This is a genomic window from Streptomyces sp. NBC_01268 (assembly GCF_036240795.1).
In the GTDB taxonomy this organism is placed as follows: Bacteria; Actinomycetota; Actinomycetes; order Streptomycetales; family Streptomycetaceae; genus Streptomyces.
In genome coordinates this window covers 4,714,688-4,741,341 of sequence record NZ_CP108454.1, presented here as the reverse complement: position 1 = coordinate 4,741,341, position 26,654 = coordinate 4,714,688, and the positions used below count along the sequence as shown (strand labels likewise).

At 72.6% G+C, this 26,654-nt stretch carries 28 protein-coding genes and 1 pseudogene; 18 read left to right on the top strand and 11 right to left on the bottom strand.

What is annotated here, in order from left to right; genetic code table 11:
• Nucleotides 1–174: 174 nt before the first annotated feature.
• Nucleotides 175–867, bottom strand: a complete 693-nt coding sequence (locus OG309_RS21225) for a metal-dependent transcriptional regulator (protein ID WP_046906584.1) — start codon at nucleotides 865–867, stop codon at nucleotides 175–177.
• A gap of 150 nt (nucleotides 868–1,017) precedes the next feature.
• On the opposite strand from OG309_RS21225, the gene OG309_RS21220 reads away from it, so the two are divergent.
• Nucleotides 1,018–1,773: an SIS domain-containing protein gene (locus OG309_RS21220; RefSeq protein WP_329423027.1), complete on the top strand. Its 756-nt coding sequence runs from the start codon at nucleotides 1,018–1,020 to the stop codon at nucleotides 1,771–1,773.
• 76 nt (nucleotides 1,774–1,849) lie between these two features.
• Here OG309_RS21220 and OG309_RS21215 read toward each other — a convergent pair whose 3' ends face one another.
• The 3 genes from OG309_RS21215 to pdxH form a co-directional block, all read right to left on the bottom strand.
• Complete coding sequence (locus tag OG309_RS21215; protein ID WP_329423026.1) at nucleotides 1,850–5,719, bottom strand: hypothetical protein; 3,870 nt, start codon at nucleotides 5,717–5,719, stop codon at nucleotides 1,850–1,852.
• 89 nt (nucleotides 5,720–5,808) lie between these two features.
• Nucleotides 5,809–7,170, bottom strand: a complete 1,362-nt coding sequence (locus OG309_RS21210) for a PAS domain-containing protein (RefSeq protein ID WP_329423025.1) — start codon at nucleotides 7,168–7,170, stop codon at nucleotides 5,809–5,811.
• Between the two features lie 311 nt (nucleotides 7,171–7,481).
• Nucleotides 7,482–8,120, bottom strand: coding sequence for a pyridoxamine 5'-phosphate oxidase (gene pdxH / locus OG309_RS21205; protein ID WP_329428462.1), 639 nt, complete (start codon nucleotides 8,118–8,120; stop codon nucleotides 7,482–7,484).
• A 272-nt stretch (nucleotides 8,121–8,392) separates the two neighbouring features.
• Here pdxH and OG309_RS21200 point away from each other — a divergent pair, with 272 nt between their 5' ends.
• Nucleotides 8,393–9,493: a citrate synthase 2 gene (locus tag OG309_RS21200; RefSeq protein ID WP_329423024.1), complete on the top strand. Its 1,101-nt coding sequence runs from the start codon at nucleotides 8,393–8,395 to the stop codon at nucleotides 9,491–9,493.
• Here OG309_RS21200 and OG309_RS21195 read toward each other — a convergent pair.
• From OG309_RS21195 to OG309_RS21165, 7 genes and pseudogenes are all read right to left on the bottom strand, one after another.
• Nucleotides 9,472–10,503 (bottom strand): isopenicillin N synthase family dioxygenase, encoded by a 1,032-nt coding sequence (locus OG309_RS21195; protein WP_329423023.1) that lies wholly within the window; start codon nucleotides 10,501–10,503, stop codon nucleotides 9,472–9,474. The genes OG309_RS21200 and OG309_RS21195 overlap by 22 nt on opposite strands.
• A gap of 423 nt (nucleotides 10,504–10,926) precedes the next feature.
• Nucleotides 10,927–11,505: a TetR/AcrR family transcriptional regulator gene (locus tag OG309_RS21190; RefSeq protein ID WP_329423022.1), complete on the bottom strand. Its 579-nt coding sequence runs from the start codon at nucleotides 11,503–11,505 to the stop codon at nucleotides 10,927–10,929.
• On the bottom strand, nucleotides 11,493–12,215 hold the full coding sequence (locus OG309_RS21185) for an enoyl-CoA hydratase family protein (RefSeq protein ID WP_329423021.1): 723 nt from the start codon (nucleotides 12,213–12,215) through the stop codon (nucleotides 11,493–11,495). Before OG309_RS21185 ends, OG309_RS21190 begins: the two co-directional genes overlap by 13 nt.
• A gap of 35 nt (nucleotides 12,216–12,250) precedes the next feature.
• Nucleotides 12,251–13,165 (bottom strand): annotated as a pseudogene (locus tag OG309_RS21180) (AMP-binding protein); the annotation flags it as partial.
• 100 nt (nucleotides 13,166–13,265) lie between these two features.
• Complete coding sequence (locus OG309_RS21175; protein ID WP_329423020.1) at nucleotides 13,266–14,993, bottom strand: recombinase family protein; 1,728 nt, start codon at nucleotides 14,991–14,993, stop codon at nucleotides 13,266–13,268.
• Complete coding sequence (locus OG309_RS21170) at nucleotides 14,990–15,382, bottom strand: hypothetical protein (RefSeq protein WP_329423019.1); 393 nt, start codon at nucleotides 15,380–15,382, stop codon at nucleotides 14,990–14,992. Before OG309_RS21170 ends, OG309_RS21175 begins: the two co-directional genes overlap by 4 nt.
• Nucleotides 15,383–15,399: 17 nt before the next feature.
• The gene (locus tag OG309_RS21165; protein WP_329423018.1) at nucleotides 15,400–15,825 is read right to left on the bottom strand and encodes a helix-turn-helix domain-containing protein; all 426 of its coding nucleotides are present in this window, start codon (nucleotides 15,823–15,825) and stop codon (nucleotides 15,400–15,402) included.
• A 289-nt stretch (nucleotides 15,826–16,114) separates the two neighbouring features.
• On the opposite strand from OG309_RS21165, the gene OG309_RS21160 reads away from it, so the two are divergent.
• The 16 genes from OG309_RS21160 to OG309_RS21085 all read left to right on the top strand — a co-directional run bounded on the left by OG309_RS21160 (nucleotide 16,115) and on the right by OG309_RS21085 (nucleotide 26,654).
• Entirely contained in the window at nucleotides 16,115–16,324 is a 210-nt protein-coding gene (locus OG309_RS21160) for a hypothetical protein (protein ID WP_329423017.1), read from the top strand.
• Nucleotides 16,321–16,506, top strand: coding sequence for a hypothetical protein (locus OG309_RS21155; protein WP_329423016.1), 186 nt, complete (start codon nucleotides 16,321–16,323; stop codon nucleotides 16,504–16,506). Before OG309_RS21160 ends, OG309_RS21155 begins: the two co-directional genes overlap by 4 nt.
• A gap of 63 nt (nucleotides 16,507–16,569) precedes the next feature.
• Nucleotides 16,570–16,956, top strand: coding sequence for a hypothetical protein (locus OG309_RS21150; protein ID WP_329423015.1), 387 nt, complete (start codon nucleotides 16,570–16,572; stop codon nucleotides 16,954–16,956).
• Nucleotides 16,953–17,330: a hypothetical protein gene (locus tag OG309_RS21145; RefSeq protein WP_329423014.1), complete on the top strand. Its 378-nt coding sequence runs from the start codon at nucleotides 16,953–16,955 to the stop codon at nucleotides 17,328–17,330. Before OG309_RS21150 ends, OG309_RS21145 begins: the two co-directional genes overlap by 4 nt.
• Nucleotides 17,327–18,370, top strand: coding sequence for an ERF family protein (locus OG309_RS21140; protein ID WP_329423013.1), 1,044 nt, complete (start codon nucleotides 17,327–17,329; stop codon nucleotides 18,368–18,370). The genes OG309_RS21145 and OG309_RS21140 overlap by 4 nt, the downstream gene beginning before the upstream one ends.
• Nucleotides 18,367–18,996 (top strand): hypothetical protein, encoded by a 630-nt coding sequence (locus OG309_RS21135; protein WP_329423012.1) that lies wholly within the window; start codon nucleotides 18,367–18,369, stop codon nucleotides 18,994–18,996. Before OG309_RS21140 ends, OG309_RS21135 begins: the two co-directional genes overlap by 4 nt.
• A 64-nt stretch (nucleotides 18,997–19,060) precedes the next feature.
• Nucleotides 19,061–19,360 (top strand): WhiB family transcriptional regulator, encoded by a 300-nt coding sequence (locus OG309_RS21130; protein ID WP_329423011.1) that lies wholly within the window; start codon nucleotides 19,061–19,063, stop codon nucleotides 19,358–19,360.
• Nucleotides 19,361–19,652: 292 nt separating this feature from the next.
• The gene (locus tag OG309_RS21125) at nucleotides 19,653–20,525 is read left to right on the top strand and encodes a hypothetical protein (protein WP_329423010.1); all 873 of its coding nucleotides are present in this window, start codon (nucleotides 19,653–19,655) and stop codon (nucleotides 20,523–20,525) included.
• Entirely contained in the window at nucleotides 20,522–21,202 is a 681-nt protein-coding gene (locus OG309_RS21120) for a zinc finger domain-containing protein (RefSeq protein ID WP_329423009.1), read from the top strand. The genes OG309_RS21125 and OG309_RS21120 overlap by 4 nt, the downstream gene beginning before the upstream one ends.
• Nucleotides 21,199–21,411 carry a hypothetical protein gene (locus OG309_RS21115; protein WP_329423008.1) on the top strand — a complete coding sequence of 71 codons (213 nt, stop codon included), beginning with the start codon at nucleotides 21,199–21,201 and terminating at the stop codon, nucleotides 21,409–21,411. Before OG309_RS21120 ends, OG309_RS21115 begins: the two co-directional genes overlap by 4 nt.
• A 108-nt stretch (nucleotides 21,412–21,519) precedes the next feature.
• Nucleotides 21,520–21,981: an HNH endonuclease signature motif containing protein gene (locus OG309_RS21110; RefSeq protein ID WP_329423007.1), complete on the top strand. Its 462-nt coding sequence runs from the start codon at nucleotides 21,520–21,522 to the stop codon at nucleotides 21,979–21,981.
• A complete protein-coding gene (locus OG309_RS21105) occupies nucleotides 21,981–22,442 on the top strand; it encodes a single-stranded DNA-binding protein (RefSeq protein WP_329423006.1) in 462 nt (153 codons plus the stop codon). Before OG309_RS21110 ends, OG309_RS21105 begins: the two co-directional genes overlap by 1 nt.
• A gap of 79 nt (nucleotides 22,443–22,521) precedes the next feature.
• Nucleotides 22,522–23,091 carry a hypothetical protein gene (locus OG309_RS21100; protein ID WP_329423005.1) on the top strand — a complete coding sequence of 190 codons (570 nt, stop codon included), beginning with the start codon at nucleotides 22,522–22,524 and terminating at the stop codon, nucleotides 23,089–23,091.
• Between the two features lie 106 nt (nucleotides 23,092–23,197).
• On the top strand, nucleotides 23,198–24,370 hold the full coding sequence (locus OG309_RS21095) for a hypothetical protein (protein WP_329423004.1): 1,173 nt from the start codon (nucleotides 23,198–23,200) through the stop codon (nucleotides 24,368–24,370).
• Nucleotides 24,367–25,191 (top strand): hypothetical protein, encoded by an 825-nt coding sequence (locus OG309_RS21090; protein WP_329423003.1) that lies wholly within the window; start codon nucleotides 24,367–24,369, stop codon nucleotides 25,189–25,191. Before OG309_RS21095 ends, OG309_RS21090 begins: the two co-directional genes overlap by 4 nt.
• A 158-nt stretch (nucleotides 25,192–25,349) precedes the next feature.
• Complete coding sequence (locus tag OG309_RS21085; RefSeq protein ID WP_329423002.1) at nucleotides 25,350–26,654, top strand: hypothetical protein; 1,305 nt, start codon at nucleotides 25,350–25,352, stop codon at nucleotides 26,652–26,654.

The following is a 26,654-nucleotide window of genomic DNA, read 5'->3' as shown; positions in this document are numbered from 1 at the left end:
GTCGCGGTGGCGCGATACGCATGGAGGACGACCCTCATCCCCCCAGCGTGGCACGGGCGGGGGCGCGGGCGTGGCGATTCCGCCGTAAACCGGGCCCCGCACGGGACGGGAGGGGATGCGGAAGGGACGAGGGGTGCGAGAACGGACGGGACCCGGAGGGGCGGAACCCGACCGTCAGCGCTTGGCGACGAAGACGTGCGCGGCGACCTCGGCGTCGAGCTCGGCCGCCTCGCCGCTGCTGCCCACCAGGACGCCGCCGGGGGACTCGGTCACGGAGACCACCGAACCCGGCTGCACGCCCGCACGGCGCAGCGTGTACATCAGCTGGGCGTCCGTCTGGATGGGCTCGCCGATCCGGCGGACGATCACCGTCTTGCCCTCGCCGCCGGCCTCCAGGTCGGCCAGCGAGACCATCGAGTCGTCCAGGAAGGACTCCGCCTCGGCCTTCTCGCCCAGCTCCTCCAGGCCCGGGATCGGGTTGCCGTACGGCGACTCCGTCGGGTGGCGCAGCAGCTCCAGGACCCGGCGCTCCACGGCTTCGCTCATCACGTGCTCCCAGCGGCACGCCTCCGCGTGGACCTGCTCCCACTCCAGGCCGATCACGTCGACGAGCAGACACTCGGCGAGCCGGTGCTTGCGCATCACGCGGGTGGCCAGGCGGCGGCCCTCGTCCGTGAGCTCCAGGTGCCGGTCGCTGGCGACGGCCACCAGGCCGTCACGCTCCATGCGGGCCACCGTCTGGCTCACGGTCGGACCGCTCTGGTCCAGCCGCTCGGCGATCCGGGCGCGCATGGGGACCACACCTTCCTCTTCGAGCTCAAGGATGGTGCGGAGATACATCTCCGTGGTGTCGATCAGTCCGGACATACGTGCCCCTCAATGAGTCGTGCGCTGGCCCTGCACCAATTCTGACGCATCGCGCGGACAACCGGGGCGCGCACGGGCGAGGCGGTATTGACAGAGCAATGGTCCAGACCGCACCGTGATCGGCGACCACGACGAGAAGGAGCCGCCGCCATGGGCGAGAGCAAGCTGGCCGGACAGTTCTTCGACGCCGCGATCGGCCTGCTCCAGAAGGTGCGGGACGAAGAGGCGGACGCCATCTCCGCGGCCGGGACCGCCATCGCCGGGGCGGTGGCCGCGGGCAACCGGCTCTTCGCCTTCGGCGCGGGCCACTCCTCGCTCGCCGCGCAGGACGTCGTCTACCGCGCGGGCGGCCTCGCCCTGATGAACCTGCTGGCCGTGCCGGGCGTCGTCGGCGTCGACGTCATGCCCGCGACCCTGGGCTCCGCGCTCGAACGCGTCGACGGCCTGGCCGGCGCCGTCCTGGACTCCTCCCCCGCGCGGGCCGGCGACGTCCTGATCATCATCTCCCTGTCCGGGCGCAACGCCCTGCCGGTCGAGATGGCGATGAACGCCCGCGCGCTCGGCCTCACCGTGATCGGGGTCACCTCGGTCGCGTACGCGACGGAGACCAAGTCGCGGCACGTCTCGGGGACGTACCTGAAGGACCACTGCGACGTCGTCCTCGACTCGAAGATCGCCATCGGCGACGCCGAACTCACCCACGAGGGCATCGAGGCCCCCTTCGCCCCCGCCTCCACCGTCGTCACCAGCGCCCTCATGCAGGCCACGATGGCCGCCGCCGCCGAGGAACTGGTCCGCCTCGGCATCGAGCCGCCGCTGCTCCGCTCGGGCAACGTGGACGGCGGGCACGAGTGGAACGGGCGCGTGATGACGGAGTACGGGGACCGCATCTTCTTCCGCCACTGAGGCCGGAAACCCGCACGGGGGCGGTGGCGAATCCTCGCCACCGCCCCCGTGCTGTCCGTCAGGTCGCACGGGCCTCCTACGAGACGTAGTACCCGGCGACATCCGCCAGCAGGTCCACGGACCCCGCCTTGTTGTAGAAACCCACCTTCCCGTTCACCACGGGCACGACGACCAGGTTGGGGATGGTCGTCCCGGCGGTGAAGTTCAGGTTCGAGGCGGAGGTCCGGACCGTCCCGTCCGGGAACACCGACACGAAACCCGCCGCCGTCGGCGCGACCGCCGTCACGTTGAGCACCACGGCCGTGACGCCGGTGGCCGGGATGCCCGCGGTCCCGGCCACGGCGAGCGTGACGGTCCCGTCCGGGCCGACCTTCGCCTTGGGCACGCCGAGACCGGAACGGGTGTCCATCAGCCGGGTCGGCGCGATCGGCTTGTACGCCGACCCCGTCCCGTCGGTGGTGAAGTAGCCGGACACGTCGGCGAGCAGGTCCACGGATCCGGAGTGGTTGTAGAAGCTCACCTTGCCGTTCACGACCGGCACGACGACCAGGTTGGGGATGGTCGTCCCGGCGGTGAAGTTCAGGTTCGATGCCGACGTGCGCTGCGTGCCGTCCGGGAACACCGACACGAAGCCCGCCGCCGTCGGCCCGGTCGCCGTCACGTTGAGCACGACGGCGGTGACGCCGGAGGACGGGACGCCCGCCTTCCCCGTCACCTGCAGGGTGACCGTCCCCGCCGCCCCGACCTTGGCCTTGGGCACGCCGAGACCGGTCCGGGTGTCCATCAGCCGGGTCGGCGTCACGGGCCGGTACGTGGCTCCCGAGCCGTCCGTCACGTAGTAGCCGGCCACGTCGGCCAGTAGGTCGACGGAGCCCGCGCGGTTGTAGAAGCTCACCTTGCCGTTCACGACCGGCACGATCACCAGGTTGGGGATCGTCTGCCCGGCCTTGAAGTTCAGGTTCGATGCCGACGTGCGCTGCGTGCCGTCCGGGAACACCGACACGAAGCCCGCCGCCGTCGGCCCGGTCGCCGTCACGTTGAGCACGACGGCGCCGACCCCGGTGGCCGGGACTCCGCCGTTGCCCGCGACCTGCAGGGTGACGGTGCCGTCCGGGCCGACCTTGCCCTTGCGGACGCCGACGCCGGTGCGGGTGTCCATCAGGCGCGTGGGGGTGAGCGGCTTGTAGGTGCCGAGCGCGGACGGGGCGGGCTTGGTGACCGTGAACGTGCCGCGCTGGTAAGCCCAGCCGGCCCAAGCGATCACGCTGACGTTCCAGCTGCTCTCGCCGACGCTCCGCAGGTCCAGCGTCGCCGTCAGGGTCCGGGCGTCCGGGGACACGGACACCGTGGTGGCCGTGAGGGTCTTCGAGCCGTCGGTCAGCCGGACGTAGTCCCGCATGCCGAGGGCTGTGCCGGTCACGGTGAGCGTGACGACCTTCCCGCCCTGGGCGGAGGTCGGGGAGACGTCTCCGATGGTGATCTGCGCGGTGCCGCAATGGAGCGACCAGCAGTCGAGCCGGGTGCTGTAGTCCGTCCTGGCCGCCTTCTCCGGCAGGCCGAGGACGAAGGTGCTGGGCGAGGCGTTGGAGCCCGAACCCTCCGTGAGGTAGCACTGGTACGCCGACGCCCCCACGCCGAAGCACCCGTTGTCACCGCTCGCGTCGTACAGCGCGGGCACCCCCGTCTCCGTACGGCCGGCGGTGTCGGCGACCTTCAGGTCGAAGCGGTCGCGGGCGGCGGTGGGCAGCGACAGGCAGGCCGCCGTGTGCTGCTCGTCGAGCACGCCCTCGATCGGCCCGTACCCGTAGGTGATGTCCGGGGCGCGGGTGCACTCCGGAGCGGGGCCCTCCGGCGTGCCGATGCGCAGCGCGTCGAAGCGGTACGCGGCGGCGGCCTTCAGGTGCGCCGGCACGGTCAGCACGACCTGGTAACGGGTCGAGCCGGTGACCGCGCACGCCTTGTTGCGGTAGCCGCAAGTGGGAACGCCGCTGCCGCTCGCGTCGTAGGCCAGGACGTTCGCCGTGCCCAGCGGGTCGCGGACGTCGAGGTGCAGCACGTCCCCGGCGTCACCGGTCGTCACCTGGCGGCAGAGCAGCGCACCCGGGGCGGCGAGCGCGCCGCCCGAGGACGGGCCGCCGACCGCTGTCGCCGGAGTCACCGCGCAGCCCTTCGCGGTAGCGGTCACGTCCCGGCGGACGAGCGTGTACGCCGAAGCGGTGTCGCTGCCCGCGAGGAGCACGGTGTGGGCGAGACCCGGCGTCAGGGCACAGGTGGTGAAGCTGCCGTAGTCGGACCGGCCCTGACAGACCTGCCTGCCCGTGGTGTCCAGGACCGAGTACTGGGCGGCGGCCGCCCCGGCCCCCGAGCTGATCTGCATGTTCTCGGAGGTGGAGTGCGCGTCGGCCGGGATGGACAGACAGCCGGAGAAGACCCCGTCACCCGTGGTGAGCCGGGCGGCGGCGCTCGTCGCCGTGAAGTCGCCCGCGGGGAAGACCGGGCAGGCGTGGGCGGCGTCCGTTCGGTACAGCACCAGCCGGTAGGCACCGGTCGGCGGCTGGGTGTCGTCGGTGGAGACCACCGCGCGGAACGGACCCTGGCCGGTCAGGACACAGGTGCCCTGGATCAGGGTCTCCTCTCCGCAGACGTAGCCGCCGTCCGCCCTCACGACGGTGAGGTCCGGGCGGGGCTCGGGGCCGCCGCTCGGCTTGAGGATCGCCAGGTGGGCGTTCTCGGGCAGGGGCAGCGTCAGGCAGTCGATCTCACCGGGCGCGGTGAAGCGGCCCTCCAGAGCGCCCAGGGAGACGGTCTCGCAGCCGTCGGCGGCCGCCGGCCGGAGGATCAGGGTCGCGTCGTCGGTCGTCGCCGTGTACAGGACGCCGGAGGTGAGCCGGCAGGCGCTCCAGGGCTCGCAGACGGTCGTGCCGGCGCGGTCGTAGAGCCTGAGGCGGGAACGCTGGCCCTCGGGCTGCGCGACGCCGTACACGTCGTAGTCGCCCGTCACGGGCACGGTGAAGGTCTTGCAGCCGGTCGCCGGGGACGCGATCGTCGGGGCCGAGCCGTAGGCGTTCACCGGCACGGTCGCACAGCCCTCGGGGTCCGAGAGGCGACGGATCTTCAGGCGGTAGTCGACGGGGAAGGCCTCGAAAGGATTGCCGGACGCCTCTCCGATGACCCGGTAGGGGCCGTCACCGGGCAGGACGCAGCCTTCGCCCGGCGCGCGCAGGTCGCAGACGGGGCCACCGGTCTCGTCCGTGATCCAGCCCCGCTCGTCGCCGTAGACGACCATGTCGAACGTGTGCGTGATGCGCTCGCCCGGCTTGGCCGCGAAGGGCCGGCAGACGAGACCCAGCGGACTGACGAGGGACCCCGTGAGGGGCTCCTGGTCCCAGGAAGTGCCGGTCTCGGGCAGACAGCCGTCGTCGGAGGCGAGGGGCGTGACCGTCACCGACGCCTCGTCGGGGTCGACCGAGCCGTTGTCCAGGCGCAGGGTGAACGCGCCGGAGCGGGGCAGGGCACACCAGCCGGGGCCCCAGTCGGAGTCGTAGCAGTCGAGCTCCGTCTCGCCGTCGAAGACGGCGGCGCGGGTCCCGTAGCGGCCGGCCAGCAGCACCCGGTGCATTCCGGACCGCTCGGCGGTGAAGGTGAAGCAGGCCGTGCCGTTTCCGGCGAGCGAGGCCTTGCCGACGGCCGCGCCCGGGCCGCCGAACCGGGCGAGCGCCAGCGGCGAGCAGTCCTCGGCGGCCGGTGCCTCAGGCGCCTCGGGCGCGCTCGTCCGAGGCGTCCGGGACGCCTCGGACGTCGCCTTCGGCGTGGACGGCGGGGGCGAGGGCGCCTCCGCGGCCCAGGCGGCGCCGGTGGGCAGCAGCAAGGACAACAGTACGGACAGGGTGGCGAACAGAGCGGCGTACGGCGTGGTTCTCCCGGCCGCACGCAAGGGTTGAGACATGTTCCGTTCCCCCCGGAGCGGTGACTTCGCGTATTCGGCGCGATGATCGCACAGGCGACCGACAGCCACTCCGGCTTGTCCACAGCCCGTCAGTTCCCCTCGGGTCCCGTCGGCTGCCGTAAGCGCTCGCTCGCGTCCAGCGCCGCCGCCACCCGCCCCGCGACCGTCTCCGCGTACACCGCGTCGTCCCGCTCGAAGGCCGGGCGGGACGGGGAGCGGAGGAAGGTGGCGACGCCCAGGGTGCGGGCGCGGGCGCGGAGGGGGACGCAGAGGGCGTGGGTCATGCCCGGGGGCCAGAGGCGGTCGGTGGACCAGTCCGGTGCGTCGGGGGCCGCGCTCGCACGGGTGCAGCCCGGGCGGGCGAAGGACAGGACGGCGGGGTGGGACGCGGCGTAGGGCAGCGGGATGCCGCCGCTCGCCGTCGGGGTGACCGGGCCGGGGGTGCCCGCCGGGGTGGCCAGGGTGCGGACCAGGCGCCCGTCGGGGAGGGTGCGGTCGACCAGGACGTGGTCGGCGAAGCCGGCCAGGGCGAAGTCCAGCAGGACCGCGGCGGCCTCCGCCGGGTCCTCGCACTCCGCCGCCGCCGCGCCCGCGCGGTGCAGCTGGCTCCAGCGGAAGCGCAGCCGGTCCGCGCCCTGCTCGGCGAGACGGGCGTCGGTGACGTCCTGGAAGAGCCAGCCGACGCCCAGCGGGACCGGCTCCGGCTCCTCGGCGAGCGGTGAGGCGAGCCGGACGAAGCCGGAGCGCCAGCAGCGGCGGCGCTCGCCGCGCGGGCCGCGCAGCGTCACCCACAGGTCGGTCGGCTCGGGCGGCGCGCCCGCGGCGAGGACGTGCTGGAGGGCGGACTCCAGCTGTTCGACGCCCTGGGTGACGATCTCGCCCAGCGGGCGCCCGAGCAGCGTGGTGCGGGCGGTGCCGAGCGCGCGGGCCGCGTAGGCGTTGACGACCGCCGGGCGCAGGTCCACGTCGACCAGCACGACGCCCCAGGACGCGTCCTCGAAGAGGGCCTCGCTCAGGGCGATCGACCGCTCCAGGTCGACCTGGACGTGCACCTCGCTGAAGGCGCAGTACACCCCGGCCGGGGCGCCGTCGGCCGCGCGCACGCCCGCCGTCTGGGTGCGGACCAGGACCCGCCCGCCGTCCTTGCGCAGCAGCGCGAACTCGTGGACCTGGCGGCCGGGCGCGGTCATCGCCCGCATCAGCCGGGCCAGGGTCTCCCCGGCGTCGGCGCTGCGGGCCGCCCAGCCGTCGAAGCCGCGCCGTCCGACGGCCTCCCCGGCCGACCAGCCGAGGATCCGCTCGGCCTCGCGGTTCCAGTGGGTGACGGTCCCGTCGGAGTCCAGCGCGCACAAGGCCGCGTCCATCCCGTCGAGCAGGGCGGCCAGCAGGTCCGCCCCCGGCACCCCCGGAACCCGCGCCGTGTCGCTGGCAGAACCCGTCGAAGCACTCATTCGACACCCCCCGCCTCATTCAACTGGAAACGTGACCCAGGACACAGCCCGTTCCCGAAAATAGGTTGAGCGGGGGCGCGGGGCTTCCTAGGGTGAAGCCACACGTGAAAGGAGGTGATCCGAAAACATGGTTTCTTTTCGGACTCGTGAGGTGACTGCGGGCTAAGGCCTGCCGTCGCACTCTTGTGCACCGCGGCAGGCCTTCTGCCGACGACAACGCAGTCACCCGACCCGTGGGCCGCCGGTAAGTCCGGCCGGCTTCCGTCCGAACTGCAGCGGACGGGACCCAGGCCCACGGGTCGTCTGTGTTTTCAGGGCGAGAGGCGCTCCACCCGCCAGGCCGCATCGTCCCCGGCGTCCTCGCGCACGTACCGCAGGCGGTCGTGCAGCCGGTTCTCGTGGCCCTGCCAGAACTCCACCGTCTCCGGCACCACCCGCAGGCCGCCCCACTCCGGCGGCACCGGCACCTGCTCGTCCTCCGGGTAGCGGGCGGCCAGCTCCTCGTACCGGGCGAGCAGTTCGGCGCGCGAACCGATCACCGACGACTGGTGACTCGCCCACGCGCCCAGCTGCGAGCCGTGCGGGCGGGTGCGGAAGTACGCCACCGTCTCGTCGCGCCCGGTGCGCACCGCGCGGCCGGTGACGATGACCTGGCGGGCCATCGGATGCCAGGGGAAGAGCAGCGAGACGTACGGGTTGTCGGCCAGCTCGCGGCCCTTGCGGGAACCGTAGTTGGTGAAGAACACGAAACCCGCCCCGTCGTAGTGCTTGAGCAGCACGGTGCGCGAGGACGGGCGGCCGTCGGGGGTGGCGGTGGAGACGACCATCGCGTTCGGCTCGTGGATCGCCGGCGTCGCGGCGGTCTCCTTGAACCAGCGCGAGAACTGTTCGATCGGTTCGGGTGCGAGGTCCGCCACGGTCAACTCCATGGTGCGGTACTGCTCGCGCATGTCGGCGGGATCGAGAGCTTCGGTCACGGGGCCATCCTGCCGTAGCGCCCGAGTCTGCCCGGCACCACGGGCCGCTAATCCTTCATCGCCGGTTCGGCGCAGTGTGCCGGATGTCACGCTTCCCCGCATCATCGGAACCGTACAGACTCGTGCGCTGGATCACTGTTACGTCCCGCCAACCGGCCCGACCTAATGATTGATCATCGATCAGGCATCGCATGCGTCGCCGCACAGCGCATGCACCGCACACATCGCTATAGAGGAGCCACCTCATGTCTGACTTCGTACCGGGGCTCGAAGGAGTCGTCGCGTTCGAGACCGAGATCGCCGAGCCCGACAAGGAGGGCGGCGCCCTCCGGTATCGCGGGGTCGACATCGAGGACCTGGTCGGTCACGTCTCCTTCGGCAACGTCTGGGGCCTGCTGGTCGACGGGGCCTTCAACCCCGGCCTGCCGGCCGCCGAGCCCTTCCCCATCCCGGTGCACTCCGGCGACATCCGCGTCGACGTGCAGTCCGCCCTCGCGATGCTCGCGCCGGTCTGGGGCCTGAAACCGCTTCTGGACATCTCCGCCGAGCAGGCCCGCGACGACCTCGCCCGCGCCGCCGTCATGGCCCTGTCGTACGTGGCCCAGTCGGCCCGCGGCCAGGGGCTGCCGATGGTCCCGCAGAGCGAGATCGACAAGGCCGAGACCGTCGTCGAGCGGTTCATGGTCCGCTGGCGGGGCGAGCCCGACCCGAAGCACGTCAAGGCCGTCGACGCCTACTGGACCTCCGCCGCCGAGCACGGCATGAACGCCTCCACCTTCACCGCCCGCGTCATCGCCTCCACCGGCGCCGACGTGGCCGCGGCCCTGTCGGGTGCGGTCGGCGCCATGTCCGGCCCGCTGCACGGCGGCGCGCCCTCCCGCGTGCTCGGCATGATCGAGGAGATCGAGCGCACCGGCGACGCCACCGCCTACGTGAAGCAGGCCCTCGACAAGGGCGAGCGGCTCATGGGCTTCGGCCACCGCGTCTACCGCGCCGAGGACCCGCGCGCCCGCGTCCTGCGCCGCACGGCCAAGGAGCTCGCCGCGCCGCGCTTCGAGGTCGCCGAGGCCCTGGAGAAGGCCGCCCTGGAGGAGCTGCACAACCGGCGCCCCGACCGCGTCCTCGCCACCAACGTCGAGTTCTGGGCGGCCATCGTCCTCGACTTCGCCGAGGTGCCGGCGCACATGTTCACCTCGATGTTCACCTGTGCCCGCACGGCCGGCTGGTCGGCGCACATCCTGGAGCAGAAGCGCACCGGCCGGCTGGTCCGTCCGTCCGCGCTCTACAAGGGCCCCGGGCAGCGGGACCCGCGCGAGATCGAGGGTTACGAGGACATCGCCGGCTGATCCTGGGCCAGCAGCAGGTCCGCGTGGTGGCGGGCCGCCGCCAGCGGATGGGCGCGCAGCTTGCCCTTCAGCTCGTTACGGCCGTACTCGGCGAACAGCGGGTTCGCCGGGTCGGTCGTGATCCCGGGCGCCGCCGCGGCGTACGGGAACCGGAGCGGGACGATCCGGGCGTCGAGCCGCGGGTTGTAGAAGAACGGGACGGAGAAGCGCTCCGTCGCCCCGGGGGGCGAGACCACCCGGTGGTTGGTGGCGACCAGGTAGCCGTCCGTCGCCACCTCCAGGAGCTCGCCGAGGTTGACCACGAAGGCGCCCGGCAGCGGCGGCACGTCGTGGAAGAGCCCGTCCTCCCGCTCCACCTGGAGCCCGCCCACCTGGTCCTGCAGGAGCAGCGTCAGGAAGCCGTAGTCCTTGTGCGCGCCGACGCCCTGGTCGTCGCCCTCGCCGCTGCTGCCCGGGTAGCGCACCAGCTTCAGGTGCGGGTGGGCGCGCGGGCCGAACGCGTCGTCGTAGAAGTCGGGCGCGGCGCCGATCGACAGCAGCAGCTCGTGCAGCAGCCGCTCGGCGACGCCGCTGAGCCGCTCGACCCAGTTCAGCGCCGCGAGCCGCAGTTCCGGCAGGGCGGCCGGCCACTGGTTGGGGCCCTGCAGCCACCAGTACGCGGGCTCGTGCGGGCCCGGCACGTGCGCGGGCCGCTCGGCCCCGATGTCCAGCTGGTCGCGCCAGTCGCGGGCGCCGCCGGTGCGCTCGTCGCCGATCCGGGTGTAGCCGCGGAAGTGCGGCGAGTTGGTGGTGTCCAGGGCGAGCCGGTCCGCCTCCGGCAACGCGAAGAAGGCCCGCATGGCGCCGGTCAGCGCCCGCGTCTCGGCCTCGGTCACGCCGTGCCCGACGAGCTGGAAGAAACCCACGTCATGGGCGGCGGAGTGGAGCTGCGCGTGGAGCAGCCGACGGGCCTGGGGGCCTCGGTCGGCGGCGGCGAGGTCGACGATGGGGAGCTGCGAGGTGTAACTCATGATGTGCGTCCGCGGGGGTGTACGGCGCCCGGGATACGGATGCGTGGCAGGTCGTGCCGTGTCGTTCCGTGCCGGGCGAGGGGGTGGGGCCTGGGGTCAGTGACGACCCGGACAGCCCATGCTCGCGACGCGGAGCAGGTCCACGTGGCGACGACGTACGAGCGAAAGCATGCGACCAGCGTACTGCGGGGGCGCGAGGGTGGCTGTGGCCCGCGTCACGGGGCGGGCGGGAAGCGGCCTCGCAGGGTCACCTCCCGCGGGGGCGCCTCGCAGGAGCGCCTCGTCCAGCGCCTCGCAGGAGCGCCTCGCACCGGCGCGTGAGCGGCCGGGCGCGTGAGCGGCCGGGCGCGTGAGCGGCCGGCCCCCGGCCACCCGCCGACGCGCCTCACCCCAGCGCCTCACCCCAGCGCCTCGTCCAACGCCTCAGCCCAGCGCCTCGTCCAGCAGCCGGGCCCACTGCGCCACGACGCGCTCCCGGCGGGCCCGGTCGTCGGTCAGCAGGGTGGCGAGGCCGAGGCCGCGGGCCATGTCGAGGAGGCCCTGGACGGATTCGCGGACGCCGGGGCGGGACTCGTCGGCGCCGAGGAGCTCGACGGCGATGCGGTGGGACTCGCGGCCCACGCGGGCTTCGAGTTCGGTGACGCGGTCGCGCAGCTGGTCCTCGTCGGCGGCGGCCACCCACAGGTGGAGCGCGGCGCGGAAGAGGGGGCCGGTGAAGAGGCCGACGAGGGCCGCGACGGCCTCCTGGCGCCCGACGGCGGGGAGCTCGCGCAGGGCCTGGGAGCGTTCCTCGGCGACGTACTCGACCGCCGCCGTGAACAGGTCCTCCCGGGTGGGGAAGTGGTGCTGGGCGGCGCCCCGCGAGACGCCGGCCCGCTCGGCGACGACCGACACGGTGGAGCCCGCCCAGCCGTGTTCGGCGAGGCAGGACACCGCGGCCTCCAGGAGCCGCTGCCGGGTGGCGCGGCTCCTGTCCTGCTTCGGGCCGGTCAGAGCCGCCATGCTGGGTCCCGTCGTTCGAGGAAGGCCGTCATCCCTTCGCGTGCCTCGGCCGAGGCGAACAGCGACGCGGACAGCTGGACCAGCTCCTCCGCGTCCCGCTCGAAGGCTTCCAGGACTCTAGCCGTGACCAGCCGCTTCGAGGCCTTCAGCCCCTGCGGCGAGGCGCCGCGCAGCCCGTCGAGGATGCCGTCGAGCTCGGTCGCGGCGGCCGTCACCAGACCCATGGCCCGGGCCCGCTCCGTGCCGAAGCGCTCGCCGGTCAGGTAGTACCGGGCCGCCGCGCGCTGGTCCAGCTTGGGGAGCAGGGTCAGCGAGATCACGGCGGGCGCGACCCCGATCCGTACCTCCGTGAGCGCGAAGTCCGCCGTCTCCGAGGCCACCACGATGTCGCAGGCCCCGAGCAGGCCGAGGCCGCCCGCGCGGGCGTGGCCGTCGACGACTCCGACGACCGGTTTGGGGAGCTCCACTATCTGTCGCAGCAGGTCGACGAAGGCGTACGGCCCGGGCGGGGCCTTCAGGTCGGCGCCCGCGCTGAAGGTGGATCCGGTGTGGGTGAGCACGACCGCCCGGACCGCCGGATCCTTGCCGCAGACGCTGAGCGCCTCGGCCAGCTCGGTGACCAGGGGGGCCGAGAGCGCGTTGCGCGTCGACGGGGAGTCCAGGGCGAGCGTGGTGACGCCCCGGTCGGTGGATACGTCGATCAGGCTCATGCGCGGTCCCTCGGTTCTCATCGGTGTCACGGCGGTCACGGCTGCCGGGGTTCGCGCGGCGCGCGCAGCTCCCGGCGGAGGATCTTCCCGGACGCTGCCCTCGGCACCGCCTCGATGAACTCCACCCGGCGGATCTTCTTGTACGGGGCGACCCGCTCGGCCACGTAGGCGGCCACGTCCTCCCCGGTCAGCTCCTTCGCGCCGGGCTGGCGCACCACGAACGCCTTGGGGATCTCGCTGCCGTCCTCGTCGGGCACCCCGACGACGGCCGCGTCGGCGATGCCCTCGTGGGTGAGCAGCAGGGCCTCCAGCTCGGCCGGGGCGACCTGGAACCCCTTGTACTTGATGAGTTCCTTGACCCGGTCGACGACGTACAGCCAGCCGTCCTCGTCGACCCGTCCGACGTCGCCGGTGTGCAGCCAGCCGGCCTCGTCGATCATGGCGGCGGTCGCGTCGGGCCGGCCCAGGTAGCCCTTCATGACCTGTGGGCCGCGGAAGGCGATCTCGCCCTCCTCCCCCGGTCCGGCGTCCCGCGCCGGGTCGTCGAGGGCGACGAGCCGCATCTCGGTGGACGGCAGCAGCTTCCCGACGGTGCCGGGCGGCGGGTTCTCGGCGGCGAGCGGGACGAGGTGGGTGGCCGGGGACATCTCCGTCATGCCGTACGCCTGGCGGATCGGCGGCAGCCCGAGCCGGGCCGAGCAGGCGTCGGCGAGGGCCGCGTCCAGCGGGGCGGCGGAGGAGACGATGTAGCGCAGCGAGGTCAGGTCGTAGTCGGCGACCGCCGGGTGCTTGGCCAGCGCGAGGACGATCGGCGGGGCCACGTACAGGGCGTTGATCCGGTGCTTCTCGATGGCGGCGAGGAAGCCGTCGAGCTCGAAGCGGGGCAGCACGACGACGGTCGCGCCGCGCCGCAGCGGGGCGTTCATCAGGGCGGTGAGCCCGTACACGTGGGACAGTCGATCTAAAGGGGAGCATCTGTGCACGGTGCATCCCTCCCCTACCTACGTGGTCCGTCGGTTGGTCAGAGGGTGGCAGCAGCCCCGGAAACAATCAAGCGCGCTGGCATTTTTCGTTGGGGCAGACGAGCGGCCCCGGGCCGGGAATGATCTTCCCGCAGTTCTTGCACTTCCACGGATCGGGTTCCCACTTCGGGTGCACCTCGAACGTGGCGGCCAATGTCTTGCGCCCGATCTTCTCTGGTGCCGGCGTCGTCGTCATCGCGACGCGCCAAATCACCTGTCGGAGCATGGCGTTGCGTTCCTCGTTGTTGAACGTCTTCCACTCCGCCAGCAGGCCGGCGACGAGAGGGCGGAACTTCTCCCGGGTGGGAATCGCCTCGATGTCGGCGAGCTTCTTGAGATCTTCGAGTGCCTCTCCCTTGCTTTTGACGAGCTGATTTCGTGCGGCCTCGAACGCGCCCTCGGGGAACTTCTCGGGGTCCATCGCGTTGTCGACGACGAGTCGGTTGATGGCCCCGTCGAGTCTGGCGATCTGAGCCTCGATCTTGGCTCGCTCCTGGATGGCGCGGGCCCGGGGATCGGCCTCGGTGCGCTCCTTGCGGGGCTCGGGCACCAGGGCGTCAGCATCCTCGGCCACCCTGTCGGCGAGCCACTTCAACACGGCCTCCTCCGCCTCCGTCCTCTGGACGTAGAGGCCCGGCTCGCACGCACTCTTGCCCTGGCTCTTGTTGTTGCTGCACACGATGTGGTGTCCCCGGATCGGGGTCCCCTTGTTCTCGCCGGAGCGGACCCGGTCGCTGCGGAAGACGGCTGTCCCCCGGCAGTGCCCGTGCCCGCCGATGCCGGTCAGGGTGTACGTGGCTTTCCGGGCGCGAGGCGGCCGGCTCTTGATGTCCCTTCGGTGGTCGAGGTACGCCTCCCATTCCGGCGGGGTGATGATGGCCGGCTGAGCGCCGGGGAGGTAGATCACCCGGTCGTACTTGCACTTGTCGGTGTGGATGGTGCCGTATCCGCACCGGCACTCCGGGTCGTGCGTGCGCAGGACGCCGGCGGCGAATCCGGAGTCGAGGTAGCGCTGAACGGTGTTGGGCTTCCACCGGTTTCCGTAGCGCGTGAGTACGCCGAGTTCGTCGTTGAGCCAGTGTGCGAGGCCGGCGAACCCTTCAAGGTTGATCTTCCGGTCGTAGAGTTCCTCGGCGATGCTCGCGTTTTCCGGGTGGATCTCGTAGCGCTCATCCTGGAGGCGCCACCCGCCCGGCGCGGTGGCGTCCGGGACGCGGCGGGGGTGCCAGATGTAGCCGAAGCGCTGCCCTCCGGTCGCGGGGAGCATGAGCTTGCGGCGGTGCTCGTGCGTCTCCTTCCACTGTTCTCCGGCGCGGTTGCTCTCGAAGTTGCCGAAGGCGAAGATCATTTCGCGCTGCAACTCGCCGACGGCGGTCTTGGCGTCGAGGGGCTCCGTGGCGGATTCGAGTTCGCCGCCGACCCCTTCGAGGCGGGCGAGCGCGACCGCGTTGCCGGTCCTGTTGCGGCCGAAGCGGGAGAACCGCCATACGACGATGCCCCGGGCCTTGCGGGCCTCGACGAGTTCGATGGCCCCTTGAATCTTGCGGTTGAAGTTCCTGCCCGTGGCGTCGAGGTCGACGATGTGGGGTTCGAGCAGGGCGTTGCCTGTGCGGGCCGACCACTGTCGGATCGCGCTTTCCTGGAGTTCAGGAGAGATCTTCTCCTCGCGCCATGTGCTGACGCGGATGTACACGACCCATGGCAGTTCGCCGCGTAGGGCGGCTGATGCCGGGGTTGGTACGTAGAGGCTGGTCACGGGATCTGAGCCTTTCGTTTCTCCTTGGGGTTGTGGCCCGGCCGGCGGCGCTCGTCGAGGCTGATCACGTCGGCCGGGGAGGCGTGGCGCCCGCAGTGCTCGCAGAGCCCGGGGGACGGCGGCACGGGGGCGTCGATGAGACCTCGCCCGACGTGGTCCATGGCCATGACGTAGCCCTGTTTCCGGGCCTGTTCGAGTTGCTGATCGGTGATCTCGTGGGTGCGGGTGATCATCACCCAGTACATGAGGGGGACCGCCGCGAGGGTTCCGAGCGTGCCAGCGTCCGTGAGGGGGTCGGTGCTGGTGGCCCATCCGGTCGCGCCGACGGCGAGGGCGGTCACGAAGAGGAGGACCGTTGCCGGCGGCACTGCGCGGCGGAGTTTGTTCATGACGTGGCGGCTCCTTGCTATTCGGCAGCCCTCTCGGCGCCGTTCGCGCCGTCGTTGGCGCGGTTCTGTTTCACGGTGTTGATGACGGCGGAGACGACGGAGCGGTCGGCAGGGTCGGTGATGCCGAGTTCGTCGAGTGCGTCGTCGGTTGTCATGGGGGTGGTGGCTCGGGGGTTGCGGACGCGGTCGATGTCGTCGTTGGTCAGCAGGCCGGCGGCGACGAGCACCTCGGGGAGGGGGCGACTCAGGTGTTCGGAGATCTGCCGTAGTACGGGGATGTCGGGGACGTTGTCGCCCTTGAGTAGGCGGGTGACCGTGGCTTGGTGGATGCCGCTGTCGCGGACTACGCGGGCCTGTTCGCCTCGGCGGTCGAGGTCATATCCGGCGCGCTTCAAGCGGTCTCTGTACCAGACCGAGAAGGGGGCTCGGTTCGAATCGTCCATGAGTGGAAGATACCGCGCATGAGTCGAGGGCGGCACAGGGTGCCGCGTGCATGACCAAATCTTTCACCGCGTATCCCCCCCATCTAGGCACATAGCGACCCAAGGTCGCCCGGAGCCTCGAACGTGCGAACGATTCTTTACCGCCATCCGGAATGTGTCAACGCGGATCTACACATAGGGCTGCGACCCCGTCACGTTCCGCGCGTGAATGATTCACGTGTGAGTGAAGTCCGTGCTAACGTTCCACTCGTGGATGAATCGAACCATCCACGGAAGGAACGTTGCGCCCATGTACGACCGCACTGAGTTCGTCATCGCCGCCCGGCAGAAGGGCGACCGCACCCCTCCTGACACGGCACGCCGCCTAAAGGTTGCCCCCAACACCGCATGGCGTCTGTGGCACGGCCGGAACGCGCCGAGCGCCAACCTGATCGCCGCCGTCCAGGAGCACTACGGCGTCACCGCCTCCCAGCTCTTGCGCCGCAAGGTCGCCGCATGACGGCCCCCACCGTCACCCGCGACCAGGCCATACGGAACCTGCGCCGAGTCCTCGACGCCGCCCGTGAACGCCGCGACCGCGACCGCGCCGCCGGCCGCCTCGACCCCGAGGTCGAGCTGATCTTGCGCCGCCTCGAACGCGCCCAGCGCGAGCAGACCGCCCCCCGGCCCCTCGCCGCCTGAACAACGCAGGAGGGCCGCCCGGATGCGACCCGGACGGCCCTCTCATCCCCCGAAGGAGATCTGATGCAGCACCAGGGTACCCACTCCGCTCCGCGCGCCGCCGAGGCCATCCTCGGCGCCCACAGGGCGCGCACTCGCGCCCGCTTCATCGACGTCGTGGCGCGCCAGCTCCACGAGATCGCCCCCGGCACCGTCCGCGTCCGCACCGTGCCGGTCACCGTGAACGACGCCCGCCGCACGTGGGTCGAACTGATCGGTGCGTCCGGCCAGCCCGTCAGCCGCACCGCCGCCGAGTGCCGGGCCGCGTACGGCCTGCTCCGCCGGGCGTTCCCGGCCGCCGACTGGTCGATGCCCCGCACCTACAACGCGGCGACCGGAGACCTCACCCACGACGGCCCCGGCGTCCCGCTCGACCTCGGCATCGACACCGCGCCGGCGGTGAACCAGTGATCCGCCCGACCCTCACCGCCGACGGGACCGCCGTCCGCCTCCCGGTCACCCTCGCCGTCTCCCCCCTGCTCGACGAGCTTGCCCTCGCGTACGCCGAGGACCCCGACATGCTCGGCCGCCTGCTCACCCAGCACGCCGCGTCGGTCCTCTCCCTCGGCCACGTGGTCGTGAGCGACGACGCCGCCGACTGGGAGCGCGCCATGCGAGCCGCCGAGGCGGACGGGACCCGCGACGCCCTGCTCGAAACGCTGGAGGCCGCCGACCGCCTCGACGACCTGCTCGACGCCGACGACGCCATCGCGCTCGCCACCTCGCTCACGAAGCAGGCCGCCGCCATCCGCCACCGCACCCCCGCACAGGAGAACCGCCCGTGACCGTCACCACCCTGCCGACCGCCCACACCGCGCCGCCCGTCGCCACGCCCACCCTCGATCACCGCGTGACCACCGCGTACACGCCGGCCCCGGCCGGAACGAGCGCCGACCTCCCCCGCGTGTTTGCCGTCATCCACGGCGTCATGCGGGACGTCATGCCCGTGGGCAAGGACAAGGACAACCACCAGCAGAACTACAAGTTCCGGGGCGTCGACGACGCGATGTCCGCCATGGCCGGCCCCATGCGGAACCACGGCTGCTTCATCGCGCCCGAGGTCATCGAGCACAAGCAACGCCCGCGCGGCGAGAAGGGCACCCACACGGTCCTCACGATGCTGTACCGCATCTACGGACCGGCCGGTGACTGCCTCGCCGTCACCATCCCGGGCGAGGCCATGGACACGGCCGACAAGAGCACCAACAAAGCCATGAGCGCCGCGCTCAAGTACATGCTCTTTCAGGTGTTCATGATCCCCGTGGACGCCCGCAGCATCGACGACGGCGACCGCGACCACCCGGTCATGAGCAACACCCCGCAGCAGCGCCAGCAGCCGCAGCGCCGCCCGCAGCAGCCGCAGCGCGGGCAGCGAGGCCAGCAGCGCCGCCCGCAGCAGGAGCAGCCGCAGCAGCGCCAGCGCCGGGACTACGCCGCTGAGGCCCGGCAGGCGAAGAGTGAGGAGGAGTTCGCCGCGATCCGAAAGGCCGCCGAGGAGGCCGGGGCCCCGCCGGAGTACATCGTCGAACTCGACGCCATCGCCACCCGAAAGCGGAGCGCGAACGGCACGCCGCAGCAGTCCGCGCCGAGGAATCCGGCGCCCGCACCGGCCCCGGCCGCCCCGGCTGCGGATCAGGCCCCCGCCACCGCGCCGCCGGCCGCGAACACGGCCACCGCCGAGGAGGCCCTCCGCCTCGCCGCGTCCCGGGCCAACCTGCGCACCCTCGACGCCGATTTCGAGCGCGTCTACGGGGTGCCGATCGTCCAGGCCAGCGCCGTTCAGATGCACGCCTTCCGGAAGAAGATCGAGGGGAACGCCGCGTGAGCACCGTCGAGAAGAAGGTCGAGGCGCCCGACCCCGACCACCTCGCCGCCGTCCTGCGCCACCGGCAGGCCATGCGCGCCCGCCTCGACGCCGCCGAGGGGATGTTCGAGGACATCAACCGGGAGGCCGCCAAGCTGCTCACGCAGCAGTACCAGGCGACCCGCAGCACGAAGGCCGACGTCACTCTCGATGACGGCACCAGGTTCGCGACCGTGACCCGAGTGGGCGGCGAGGCTGAGGCCCGGATCATCGACCGGCCCGCGTTCGAGGCATGGGTGCGCGACACCTTCCCGGAGCACTTCGACTTCCGGATCATCCCGGCCCGCACCGAGGTCGTCATCGACGAGCAGTTCGCCGCGCAGGTCCTCGGGGCCGTCAACGCGGCGAACACCCCCCGGTACGCCGACCCGAACACGGGCGAGCTGCACGACGTGCCCGGCGTCGCGATCCAGCCCACCAAGTCGCCGCACTTCCGTTGGCTGTTCAGCAGGACGAGCAAGAACCAGCCCCGCGACGGCCGCGCCCTGGTCGCCGAGGCCGTCGCCGCCAAGCGCCTCGACCTCGACACGCCCCCGAAACCGCCTGCGCTCCCCCCGGCCGCCGAACCGGCGCCCGAGCAGCTCTGACCCCCGCGCCACGGCCCGCCCCGCCCCCCGAACGGGGCGGGCCCCTCGACCAGGAGCACCACCCATGAACTTCCAGACACTCAAACCCCGTTGGCACCGTCGCGCCGCGTGCGCCGGCGTGAACGTCGATGCGTTCTTTCCTGTCTCGACCGACGTTGAGGGCCGCCGCGAGGCCCTCGCGCTCTGCCGTTCGTGCCCGGTCCGCGAGGAGTGCCTCGCCGAGGCCATGGCCGAGGAGGGCGGACGCGGGAAGACCGGCCGTTTCGGCATCCGGGGCGGGAAGACCGCCAGCGCCCGTTTCCACTTCCACAAGGCCACCGTCAAGGCGCAGCGCGACCGCCTCGCCGCCGAGGCCGCCGCGTGACCGGCCGCGAGCGCCTCGACCGCGCCCGAAGGCTGCTCGACACCGCGCCGCCGGCACCGGTCCCCGGTCAACTCCCCCTCGACCAGGGCGAGCCGAAGCCGAAGCACACGTGCGACACGGGCAACCCCAGGTGTGGCGCCGCCCCGACCCGCCCGTACCCATGCGGGTGGCGTTGCGACGCACACCGCCCCGTACCGCGCACCCGCCCGCAGTAGCCCCCGTACTGCCCCGGGGCGAGGCCGGACACGATTCCCCTCGCCCCGGGGCGCACCGCCCCGACAGGACCCCCGCCATGCCGCGCATTCGCACGATCAAACCCGACTTTTTCACCTCCCTGACGATCGCCGACCTCTCCATCGAGCAGCGGTTGACCTTCATCGGCCTGTGGACGCACTGCGACGACCTCGGCCGCGCCGTCGACGACGCCCGGCTCATCAAGGCCGCGCTTTGGCCGCTCGACGACCGGACCGCCGCCGACGTCGAGACGGACCTCGCCGCACTCAGTGAATCCTCACTGATCCTTCGCTACACCGTCACGGGCAAGCGCTACTTGGCCGTGTCCGGGTGGAAGGAGCACCAGCGGATCAACCGCCCGTCCGCGTCCCGCCTCCCCGCCCCCGACCAGGGCGAATCCACCCCGGAACCGCCCCCGACCAGGGGTGATGAGGGTTCCGAGCAGGCTCACGCACACCTCAGTGAGGACTCACCCCAGGAAAGGAACAGGGAACAGGGAAGGGAAGAGGGAACAGGGAACGGAACGTCGTCGGCCCTCGCCCCGCGAGACCCCGACCCGTCGCCGGCCCGTGAGGACGTCGAGCGGCTGTGTGAGCACCTCGCCGACCGCATCGTGCAGAACGGCAGCAAGCGGCCCACCATCACGAAGGCATGGCGGGACGCGGCCCGGCTCATGCTCGACAAGGACGGCCGCACCGAAGAGCAGGTGCACGGCGCCATCGACTGGTGCCAGGACTCGGACTTCTGGCGCTCCAACGTCCTGTCCATGGCGAAGCTGCGCGACAAGTACGACACCCTGCGCCTCCAGGCCAGCCGCCCGGCCGCCGGCGGGAACGTCGTCCCCATCAACCGCCCCTCGACGACCGACCAGCGGGTCGCCGAGGGTCTCGACCTCGCCGCCCGACTCCGCGCCCAGGAGGCCGCCCAGTGACCCCCGCCGACGCCGCCGAGCTGCTCACCCTCGCCGCCGCATTCGACCGCCGCACCGTCGGCGAGGCCGACGCCCGCGCGTGGGCCGCCGCACTGCACTCGATGCCCCTCGACGACGACGCCCGCGCCGCCGTCGCCCGCCACTACGGCGACACCGACAAGTGGCTGACCCCCGCCCACGTCCGCCAGCAGCGCGCCCGGATCCGCGCCGAGCGGGTCAACGCCGCGACGATCGTCTACGACGGGATCCCCGGCGAGACCGGCGCCGAGTCCATCGCCCGCCGCCGCGCCCTGCTCGCCTCCATCGCCGACGGCCGCGTCGCGCCCCCCTCCGCATCCCGCGCCCTCGGTTTCTCGGAGGACCGGCCGATGCTCGCCCTTCCGGCCACCGCCACCCGCGAGGAGCGCGACGAGTTCGCCGCCGAACGTCTCGCCGCCCTCGGGTACTACGTGCCCCGGGACGTCGAGGAGGCCCTCGCCGACCACCGGCCCCGCCGCCGCGCCCTCGCCGAGGAGGACCGGCCCGACCCCCTCGACGTCCCGTGCCCGTACGAGCACTGCCGCGCCGACGTCCGCACGCCGTGCAAGACCGGTAGCCGGCGGCGCACCGAGCGCGCCCCGCACCCCTCGCGCGTCGAGGCCGCCCTCGCCCACCGCCACACCGGAGTTGCCGCATGACCACGCCCGCGCCCATCCCCGACGCCGCCGTCGCGATCATCCGCACCGTCCTGGAGGACGCGACCGTACGCGAGTTGCTGCACCGCCCCGGGGCGACCGCCATGCGGGCCGCCAGGGCCCTCGAACGGGCCGGTTGGGACCTGCGGGTGATCCCGCTCCCGTTCGAGCCGGAGGCGGGCACGCAGAGCCTCACGGAAGTGCCGCTGTAGAACACCGGCGCCCTTTCATGCGTGATACGTTCCACTCGCGATTGATTGAAACCACTCACGACTGAACCGCGAGCACACGCTCAGCACGTAGAGCAGGAGGACCGACCCGTGATCACCCCCGAGCGCTTCGCCGCCAAGGTCGACCCCGCCGGCCCCGTCAGCCTCTACCGAAACGCCCCCGGCCCCTGCCACCTGTGGACCGGCGGAGCCCGCAGCAAGCGCCCCCACGACGCCGGAGAACACGGCGAGTTCTACGGGGCTTTCAAGGCCGACGGCCGCACCGTCCGCGCCCACCAGTACGCCTACGAACAGGCCAGAGGCCCCATTCCCGCCGGCGCCGAGGTCGACCACCGATGCCGCCGCCGCAACTGCGTGAACCCCAAGCACCTCGAACTCACCGACCACCGCACCAACACCCTCCGCAGCAACGGCCCTACGGCCATCAACGCGCGGAAGGTGGCGTGCCACCGAGGCCATCCCTTCGACACCACCAACACCTACGTACGCCCCAACGGCGCCCGCGCTTGCCGTGCGTGCCGCCGACCCACCACCGAAAGGCAGGCCGCTTGATGGCCGGAGAAACCACCATCACCCTCGCCGGAAACCTCGTCGACGACCCCGAACTCAGGCACACCGGCGCCGGACACGCCGTCGCCAAGTTCCGCATCGCCTCGACCCCCCGCACCTACGACAAGCAGTCCGGCCAGTGGCAGGACGGCGAGTCCCTGTTCATGACCGTGACCGCATGGCGCTCCCTCGGCGAGAACGTCGCCGCCAGCATTCAGCGCGGCGCCCGCGTCGTCGTCGTCGGCACCCTCCGCCAGCGCTCCTACGAGGACAACCAGGGAGTCAAGCGCACGGTCGTCGAGATCGAGGCCGAGGAAGTCGCCCCCTCGCTCCGCAACGCCACCGCGCAGGTCACCAAGACCACCGGCAACCGCCAGGGAGGCAACTCCCAGCAGCAGCCGGGCGGATACGGCCAGCAGCAGCCCCAGTACGACCAGTGGAACACCAACGGCCCCGCCTACTGACCGCGCCGCCGACGACCGGTCGCCGGGCCGGCCGCGCGCGCGAGCACCTCGCCACAACCGAGACCAGGAGCACCCCACCATGAGCCAGACCCCCGCCCCGATCGAGCCCGGACAGACGTACCGGCCCACGCCGTACAACGTCCACCGCAAGGCCGAGGACCGCATCACCGTGACCGAGGTCTACCTCGGCGAGGGCCGGGACGAGCCGACCATCGCCCACGACATCCAGTCCACCGACCACCTCGGCCGGCCCGTCAAGACGAGCAGCGCCGCAAGCGAGTCGGTGTTCCGGAAGTGCTACGCCCTCGACACCCCCGAGGGCCCGATCACGTACAACGCCGCCAACGACCGGGTCACCGTGTCCGCTACGGCCCCCGCCGCCGTGGTCGTCATCCAGCCCGAGGGCAGCGACCCGGACGCGCTCCGCGCCGACGTCCAGACGAAGGGGCTCAACCCCGCCCACGTCGCGTGCGCGCTCCGGCACCTCGCCAACCGCCTCGACGCCGAGGCCCAGCAGCGCCCCACCAACCCGCTCGACGCCCTGCTCGCCACCCTCGCCGACGCCGCCGGCGACATCCTCGCGGCCGGCCGCCGCAACCGCGCCGCGTACGGCCGGGAGCGCGCCGCCGAGCAGCGCACCGACGGGTGACCGGATTCCTGTGCACGGCCGCGTACGTCCTCCTCGTGAGCCTGTGCGCGGCCGTCCCCCTCGGCCACCCCGCCCGCTACCACCGCCGCACGAAGGACCAGCGCCGATGACCCGCCGCACCATGGCCGCCCGCAGGAAGCACGCCGACGACCGCCTCGCCCGCCGCATCAAGTTCGAGGTCCTCCTCGACCGCGCCGACCGACTGTCGCCCGCCGAAGCGGACGCGCTCCGCGAGTACGCCCTCACCGAGGCCGCCACGGCGGACCAACTCCGCTCCACCGCACGCGGGCAGGACCGCGCCATGCAGCAGATGCGCGACCGCCTCGCCGCCGCCGACGCGGCGATCGTCGAGGCCGAGGAGGACCGCGCCCGAGTCGAGGAGCAGCTCGCCGAGGCCCGGCACCGCATCGACCTGTTGCACGCCGTCGACGCCGGCCGAGCCGACGGAGCAGCGCGTGTGATGGCCGAGCGCGACCAGGCCCTCGCCCGCGCCGGCGAGTGCGCCGCCATGGCCCACGAGGAGCGCATCGACCGACAGGCCCACCGCGCCGACACCGCCGAGGCGTTCCTCGACCGGCTGCACCGAGCCGAGACGTACGGCGACGTCCTCGCAATCCTCGGCGAGCACCGGGGACTTACCCCCGTCGCCGCCCGCGCCGCCGCCGCGTACGCCGCCGCCGCCGAGACCCAAGCCGCCGCCCTCGACGAGCAGGCCCGCGAGCACGCCGTCGCCCTCGCCACCGAGAAGCAGCGCGCCGACCGCGCCGAGGCCCTCCTCGCCCACGTCCGCGCCGCCCGCACATGGGCGGACGTGTGGGCGCACCTCGGGATGCGCTACGGCTACACCGCCGAGCAGGCCGGCCGGGAAGCACGCGACCGCCGAACCGCCGCCGAGCGGGCCGCCGACGAGCGCGCCGACACCGCCACGCACGAGGCCGAAGCGATGCGGCACCGCGTCACCCGGCTCCGCACCCGCGTCGAGCGGGCCGAGAAGCGCGCCACCACCGCCGAGGCCGAGCGCAACCGGCAGCGGAAGTACGCGGTCAAGGCCAGTCAGCGCGTGTGGGAGTACCGCCGGCGCCTCGCCGCCGAGTGCGTCACCTGCGGGTGCCCCCGTGAACAGCACGCGTCCCGCCTCTACGCCGCCACCCGCGCCCGCCTCGACGGCCTGCTCGACGCAGCCGGCCGCGCCGCCAACCAGCTCGGGACCACGCACCCCGCCGACATCGCCGACCGCCTGTACGCCGCGATCGAGCAGGCCAGGAAGGACCAGCCATGACCACCACCCCGACCGCGCTCCCCGAGCACGCCCTCACCACCGCCGCCGACCTGCGGGCCGTCCGCGAGCAGTGGGGCGACCTGCTCGTCGCGATCGAGCAGCGCCCCGCCGACACGTGGCCGCCCGTCGACAACATCCGCGACCTCCTCGCCGCCGTCGAGGACGAGCCGGCCGCCGGCCGTATGCCCCTGGTGCTCCGCCAGCACCCCGCGCCGGCCAACTTGACCGCCCTCGACGCCGCCCTCGCCGTCGAGGCCGCGCTCTTCACCGCGTGCGACAGCATCGCCGCCCGCTACCAGCGCCCGGTACGCGCCCACCTGCGCGGCGGGGGCACGGCGACCACCGGCACCATGCGCGTCGTCGTCGACGAGAGCGACCGCGCCGACCCGCGCCGCTGGACGCCGTCCACTGTCGGCCCGTCCGGCCGGACGCACGCCCCCGGATCCCGCGCACACGGTCTGCACTGGGCCGCCGTGTGGCTGGAGGGGCGCGCCCTCGGCGAGGACCAGGACGACCGGATGTTCTCTCCCCTCGGCGACGACGTCCTCGCCGACCTCGCCACGGTCGCCCGCCGCGCCCGCCGTCGTGTCGAGACCGCCCTCGGCCGGGACGGCCGCACGACCGTCCTCCCCGACCCGTGCCCGTGGTGCGGGGGCGAGCTGCTCGCCCGCACGGTGCCCGGCGGGGAGCCGTCCGCGACGTGCCAGACCGGGGAGCAGTGCCCGGCCCCTGCCGACCTCGACCGGGGCCGGCGTACGTGGCGGGGGGCGGACCTCGCCGCACTGTGGGCCGCCCTCGACGGCCGCCGCCGGGCCGCTTAGCCCAACTCGGCACCGTTCGAACGCAGTTCCTTGTGTAGCCGTTACTGTAGCCACTTGTGTAGTCGCTACAGTAACGGCTACAGTCGTTCTCGTCGGACGCAACCCGACACCCCGGCCGGACGCAACCCGGCCCCCACCAGAGACCAGGGAGCAACCCCATGGACCTGTACCGCCCCGCCAACCCCCGCAGCCGTGGCGCCGGCCACTACCGCCGCCCCGGCACGTCCGCGAGCTACTGCGGACGCACCGTCGAGGCCACGCCCATCGAGCACCGCTACATCACCGGCGTGTGCCAGCAGTGCGCCAAGGCCGAGCAGCGCGACCGCGTGGCCGCCGAGCAGGTCGCCGCCGACCGCAGCATCGACGGCCCCACCCTCGCCGAGCGCGCCGGCGTCCGGTACGCCCGCGTCGGAAAGGGCCGCCGCGTCCACTACTCCAACAACGACGACACCCTGTGCGGGCGCGAGGTCACCGAGTACGACGGCCTCGACGAGCAGGCACCCGAACTGTGCGCCCCGTGCGTCCGGGCCGCCGAGGAGCGCGCCTACGCCCTCGCCCTCGCCGCCCGCTCCCCCCTCGCCGCCGCCGCCGTGCAGTTCGCCGAGACCGTCGAACAGGCCGACACCGAGGCCCACCTCGACCACGCCGAGGAGCAGGCCGCCGCCGCGTTCGCCGACACCACCCGCACGGTCGAGGCCGTCGAGCACGCCGAGCAGGTCGAGGCCCGCGTCGCCACCGTCGAGGACGCCGAGGCCCTGTACGCCACCCAGCTCATCACCGAGGCGGACGCCAACGCCGGCACGTGGCGAGGCGAGTGGATCGGCGAGCACACCGACGACGGCCTGTTCGAACTCCCCGCCGATCAGGGAGCCCTGTTCACCAGCACGGCCGAACCGCTCGTCGTCCGCATGAGCCAGGACCCCGACACCCTCACCCGCATCAAGGCCAAGGCCACCGCCGACCGCGAGGCGTACCGCGCCGAGACCGACGACCGGATCGCCACCGAGCACCACGCCTACGGTGCGCCCGTCCCCGCCGCCGTTCAGGCCCGCATCGACGCCCGCACCACCGCACCGGCGCCCGCCCGCCGCGTGATCGAGGGCGTGATCGTCTCCCACAACGGCACCACCCCGGGCACCGCGCCCAAGCACTCCACCGACGAGGACGCCCGCGCCGCCGTCGCCGCCCTCGCGCCTCTCCGTCTCGCCGAGGTGACCGACCACACCGATGTAACCGCCAACCCCGGCGACCCCGACCACACGCCGAGCGCATGGGGATTCCTCGTTGACCCCCGAGGGCACGGCCGCGTCGCCGTCTACTGGATCGAGGCCGGCCGCTACGTCCGCCCGAGCGGCCAGCCGTTCGCCGTCGAGCTGGAAATCGGCGCCGACAAGCTGCGCAAGGCCGGGTGGACGATCGAACCGCACACCCACCGCTGCGTGATGGCACACCGCCCCGCCTAG

Bases quoted from the DNA above. Each gene is read 5' to 3' on its own strand.
- pdxH (WP_329428462.1), bottom strand. From the start codon at position 8,120: ATGCGCGAGCAGTACCGCACCATGGAGTTGACCGTGGCGGACCTCGCA.
- OG309_RS21095 (WP_329423004.1), top strand. From the start codon at position 23,198: ATGACCCGCCGCACCATGGCCGCCCGCAGGAAGCACGCCGACGACCGC.
- OG309_RS21130 (WP_329423011.1), top strand. From the start codon at position 19,061: ATGAACTTCCAGACACTCAAACCCCGTTGGCACCGTCGCGCCGCGTGC.
- OG309_RS21185 (WP_329423021.1), bottom strand. From the start codon at position 12,215: ATGAGCCTGATCGACGTATCCACCGACCGGGGCGTCACCACGCTCGCC.
- OG309_RS21225 (WP_046906584.1), bottom strand. From the start codon at position 867: ATGTCCGGACTGATCGACACCACGGAGATGTATCTCCGCACCATCCTT.
- OG309_RS21190 (WP_329423022.1), bottom strand. From the start codon at position 11,505: ATGGCGGCTCTGACCGGCCCGAAGCAGGACAGGAGCCGCGCCACCCGG.
- OG309_RS21210 (WP_329423025.1), bottom strand. From the start codon at position 7,170: ATGAGTGCTTCGACGGGTTCTGCCAGCGACACGGCGCGGGTTCCGGGG.
- OG309_RS21125 (WP_329423010.1), top strand. From the start codon at position 19,653: ATGCCGCGCATTCGCACGATCAAACCCGACTTTTTCACCTCCCTGACG.
- OG309_RS21100 (WP_329423005.1), top strand. From the start codon at position 22,522: ATGAGCCAGACCCCCGCCCCGATCGAGCCCGGACAGACGTACCGGCCC.
- OG309_RS21150 (WP_329423015.1), top strand. From the start codon at position 16,570: ATGCAGCACCAGGGTACCCACTCCGCTCCGCGCGCCGCCGAGGCCATC.
- OG309_RS21200 (WP_329423024.1), top strand. From the start codon at position 8,393: ATGTCTGACTTCGTACCGGGGCTCGAAGGAGTCGTCGCGTTCGAGACC.
- OG309_RS21160 (WP_329423017.1), top strand. From the start codon at position 16,115: ATGTACGACCGCACTGAGTTCGTCATCGCCGCCCGGCAGAAGGGCGAC.
- OG309_RS21085 (WP_329423002.1), top strand. From the start codon at position 25,350: ATGGACCTGTACCGCCCCGCCAACCCCCGCAGCCGTGGCGCCGGCCAC.
- OG309_RS21090 (WP_329423003.1), top strand. From the start codon at position 24,367: ATGACCACCACCCCGACCGCGCTCCCCGAGCACGCCCTCACCACCGCC.
- OG309_RS21170 (WP_329423019.1), bottom strand. From the start codon at position 15,382: ATGAACAAACTCCGCCGCGCAGTGCCGCCGGCAACGGTCCTCCTCTTC.
- OG309_RS21155 (WP_329423016.1), top strand. From the start codon at position 16,321: ATGACGGCCCCCACCGTCACCCGCGACCAGGCCATACGGAACCTGCGC.
- OG309_RS21220 (WP_329423027.1), top strand. From the start codon at position 1,018: ATGGGCGAGAGCAAGCTGGCCGGACAGTTCTTCGACGCCGCGATCGGC.
- OG309_RS21115 (WP_329423008.1), top strand. From the start codon at position 21,199: ATGACCACGCCCGCGCCCATCCCCGACGCCGCCGTCGCGATCATCCGC.
- OG309_RS21165 (WP_329423018.1), bottom strand. From the start codon at position 15,825: ATGGACGATTCGAACCGAGCCCCCTTCTCGGTCTGGTACAGAGACCGC.
- OG309_RS21105 (WP_329423006.1), top strand. From the start codon at position 21,981: ATGGCCGGAGAAACCACCATCACCCTCGCCGGAAACCTCGTCGACGAC.
- OG309_RS21195 (WP_329423023.1), bottom strand. From the start codon at position 10,503: ATGAGTTACACCTCGCAGCTCCCCATCGTCGACCTCGCCGCCGCCGAC.
- OG309_RS21215 (WP_329423026.1), bottom strand. From the start codon at position 5,719: ATGTCTCAACCCTTGCGTGCGGCCGGGAGAACCACGCCGTACGCCGCT.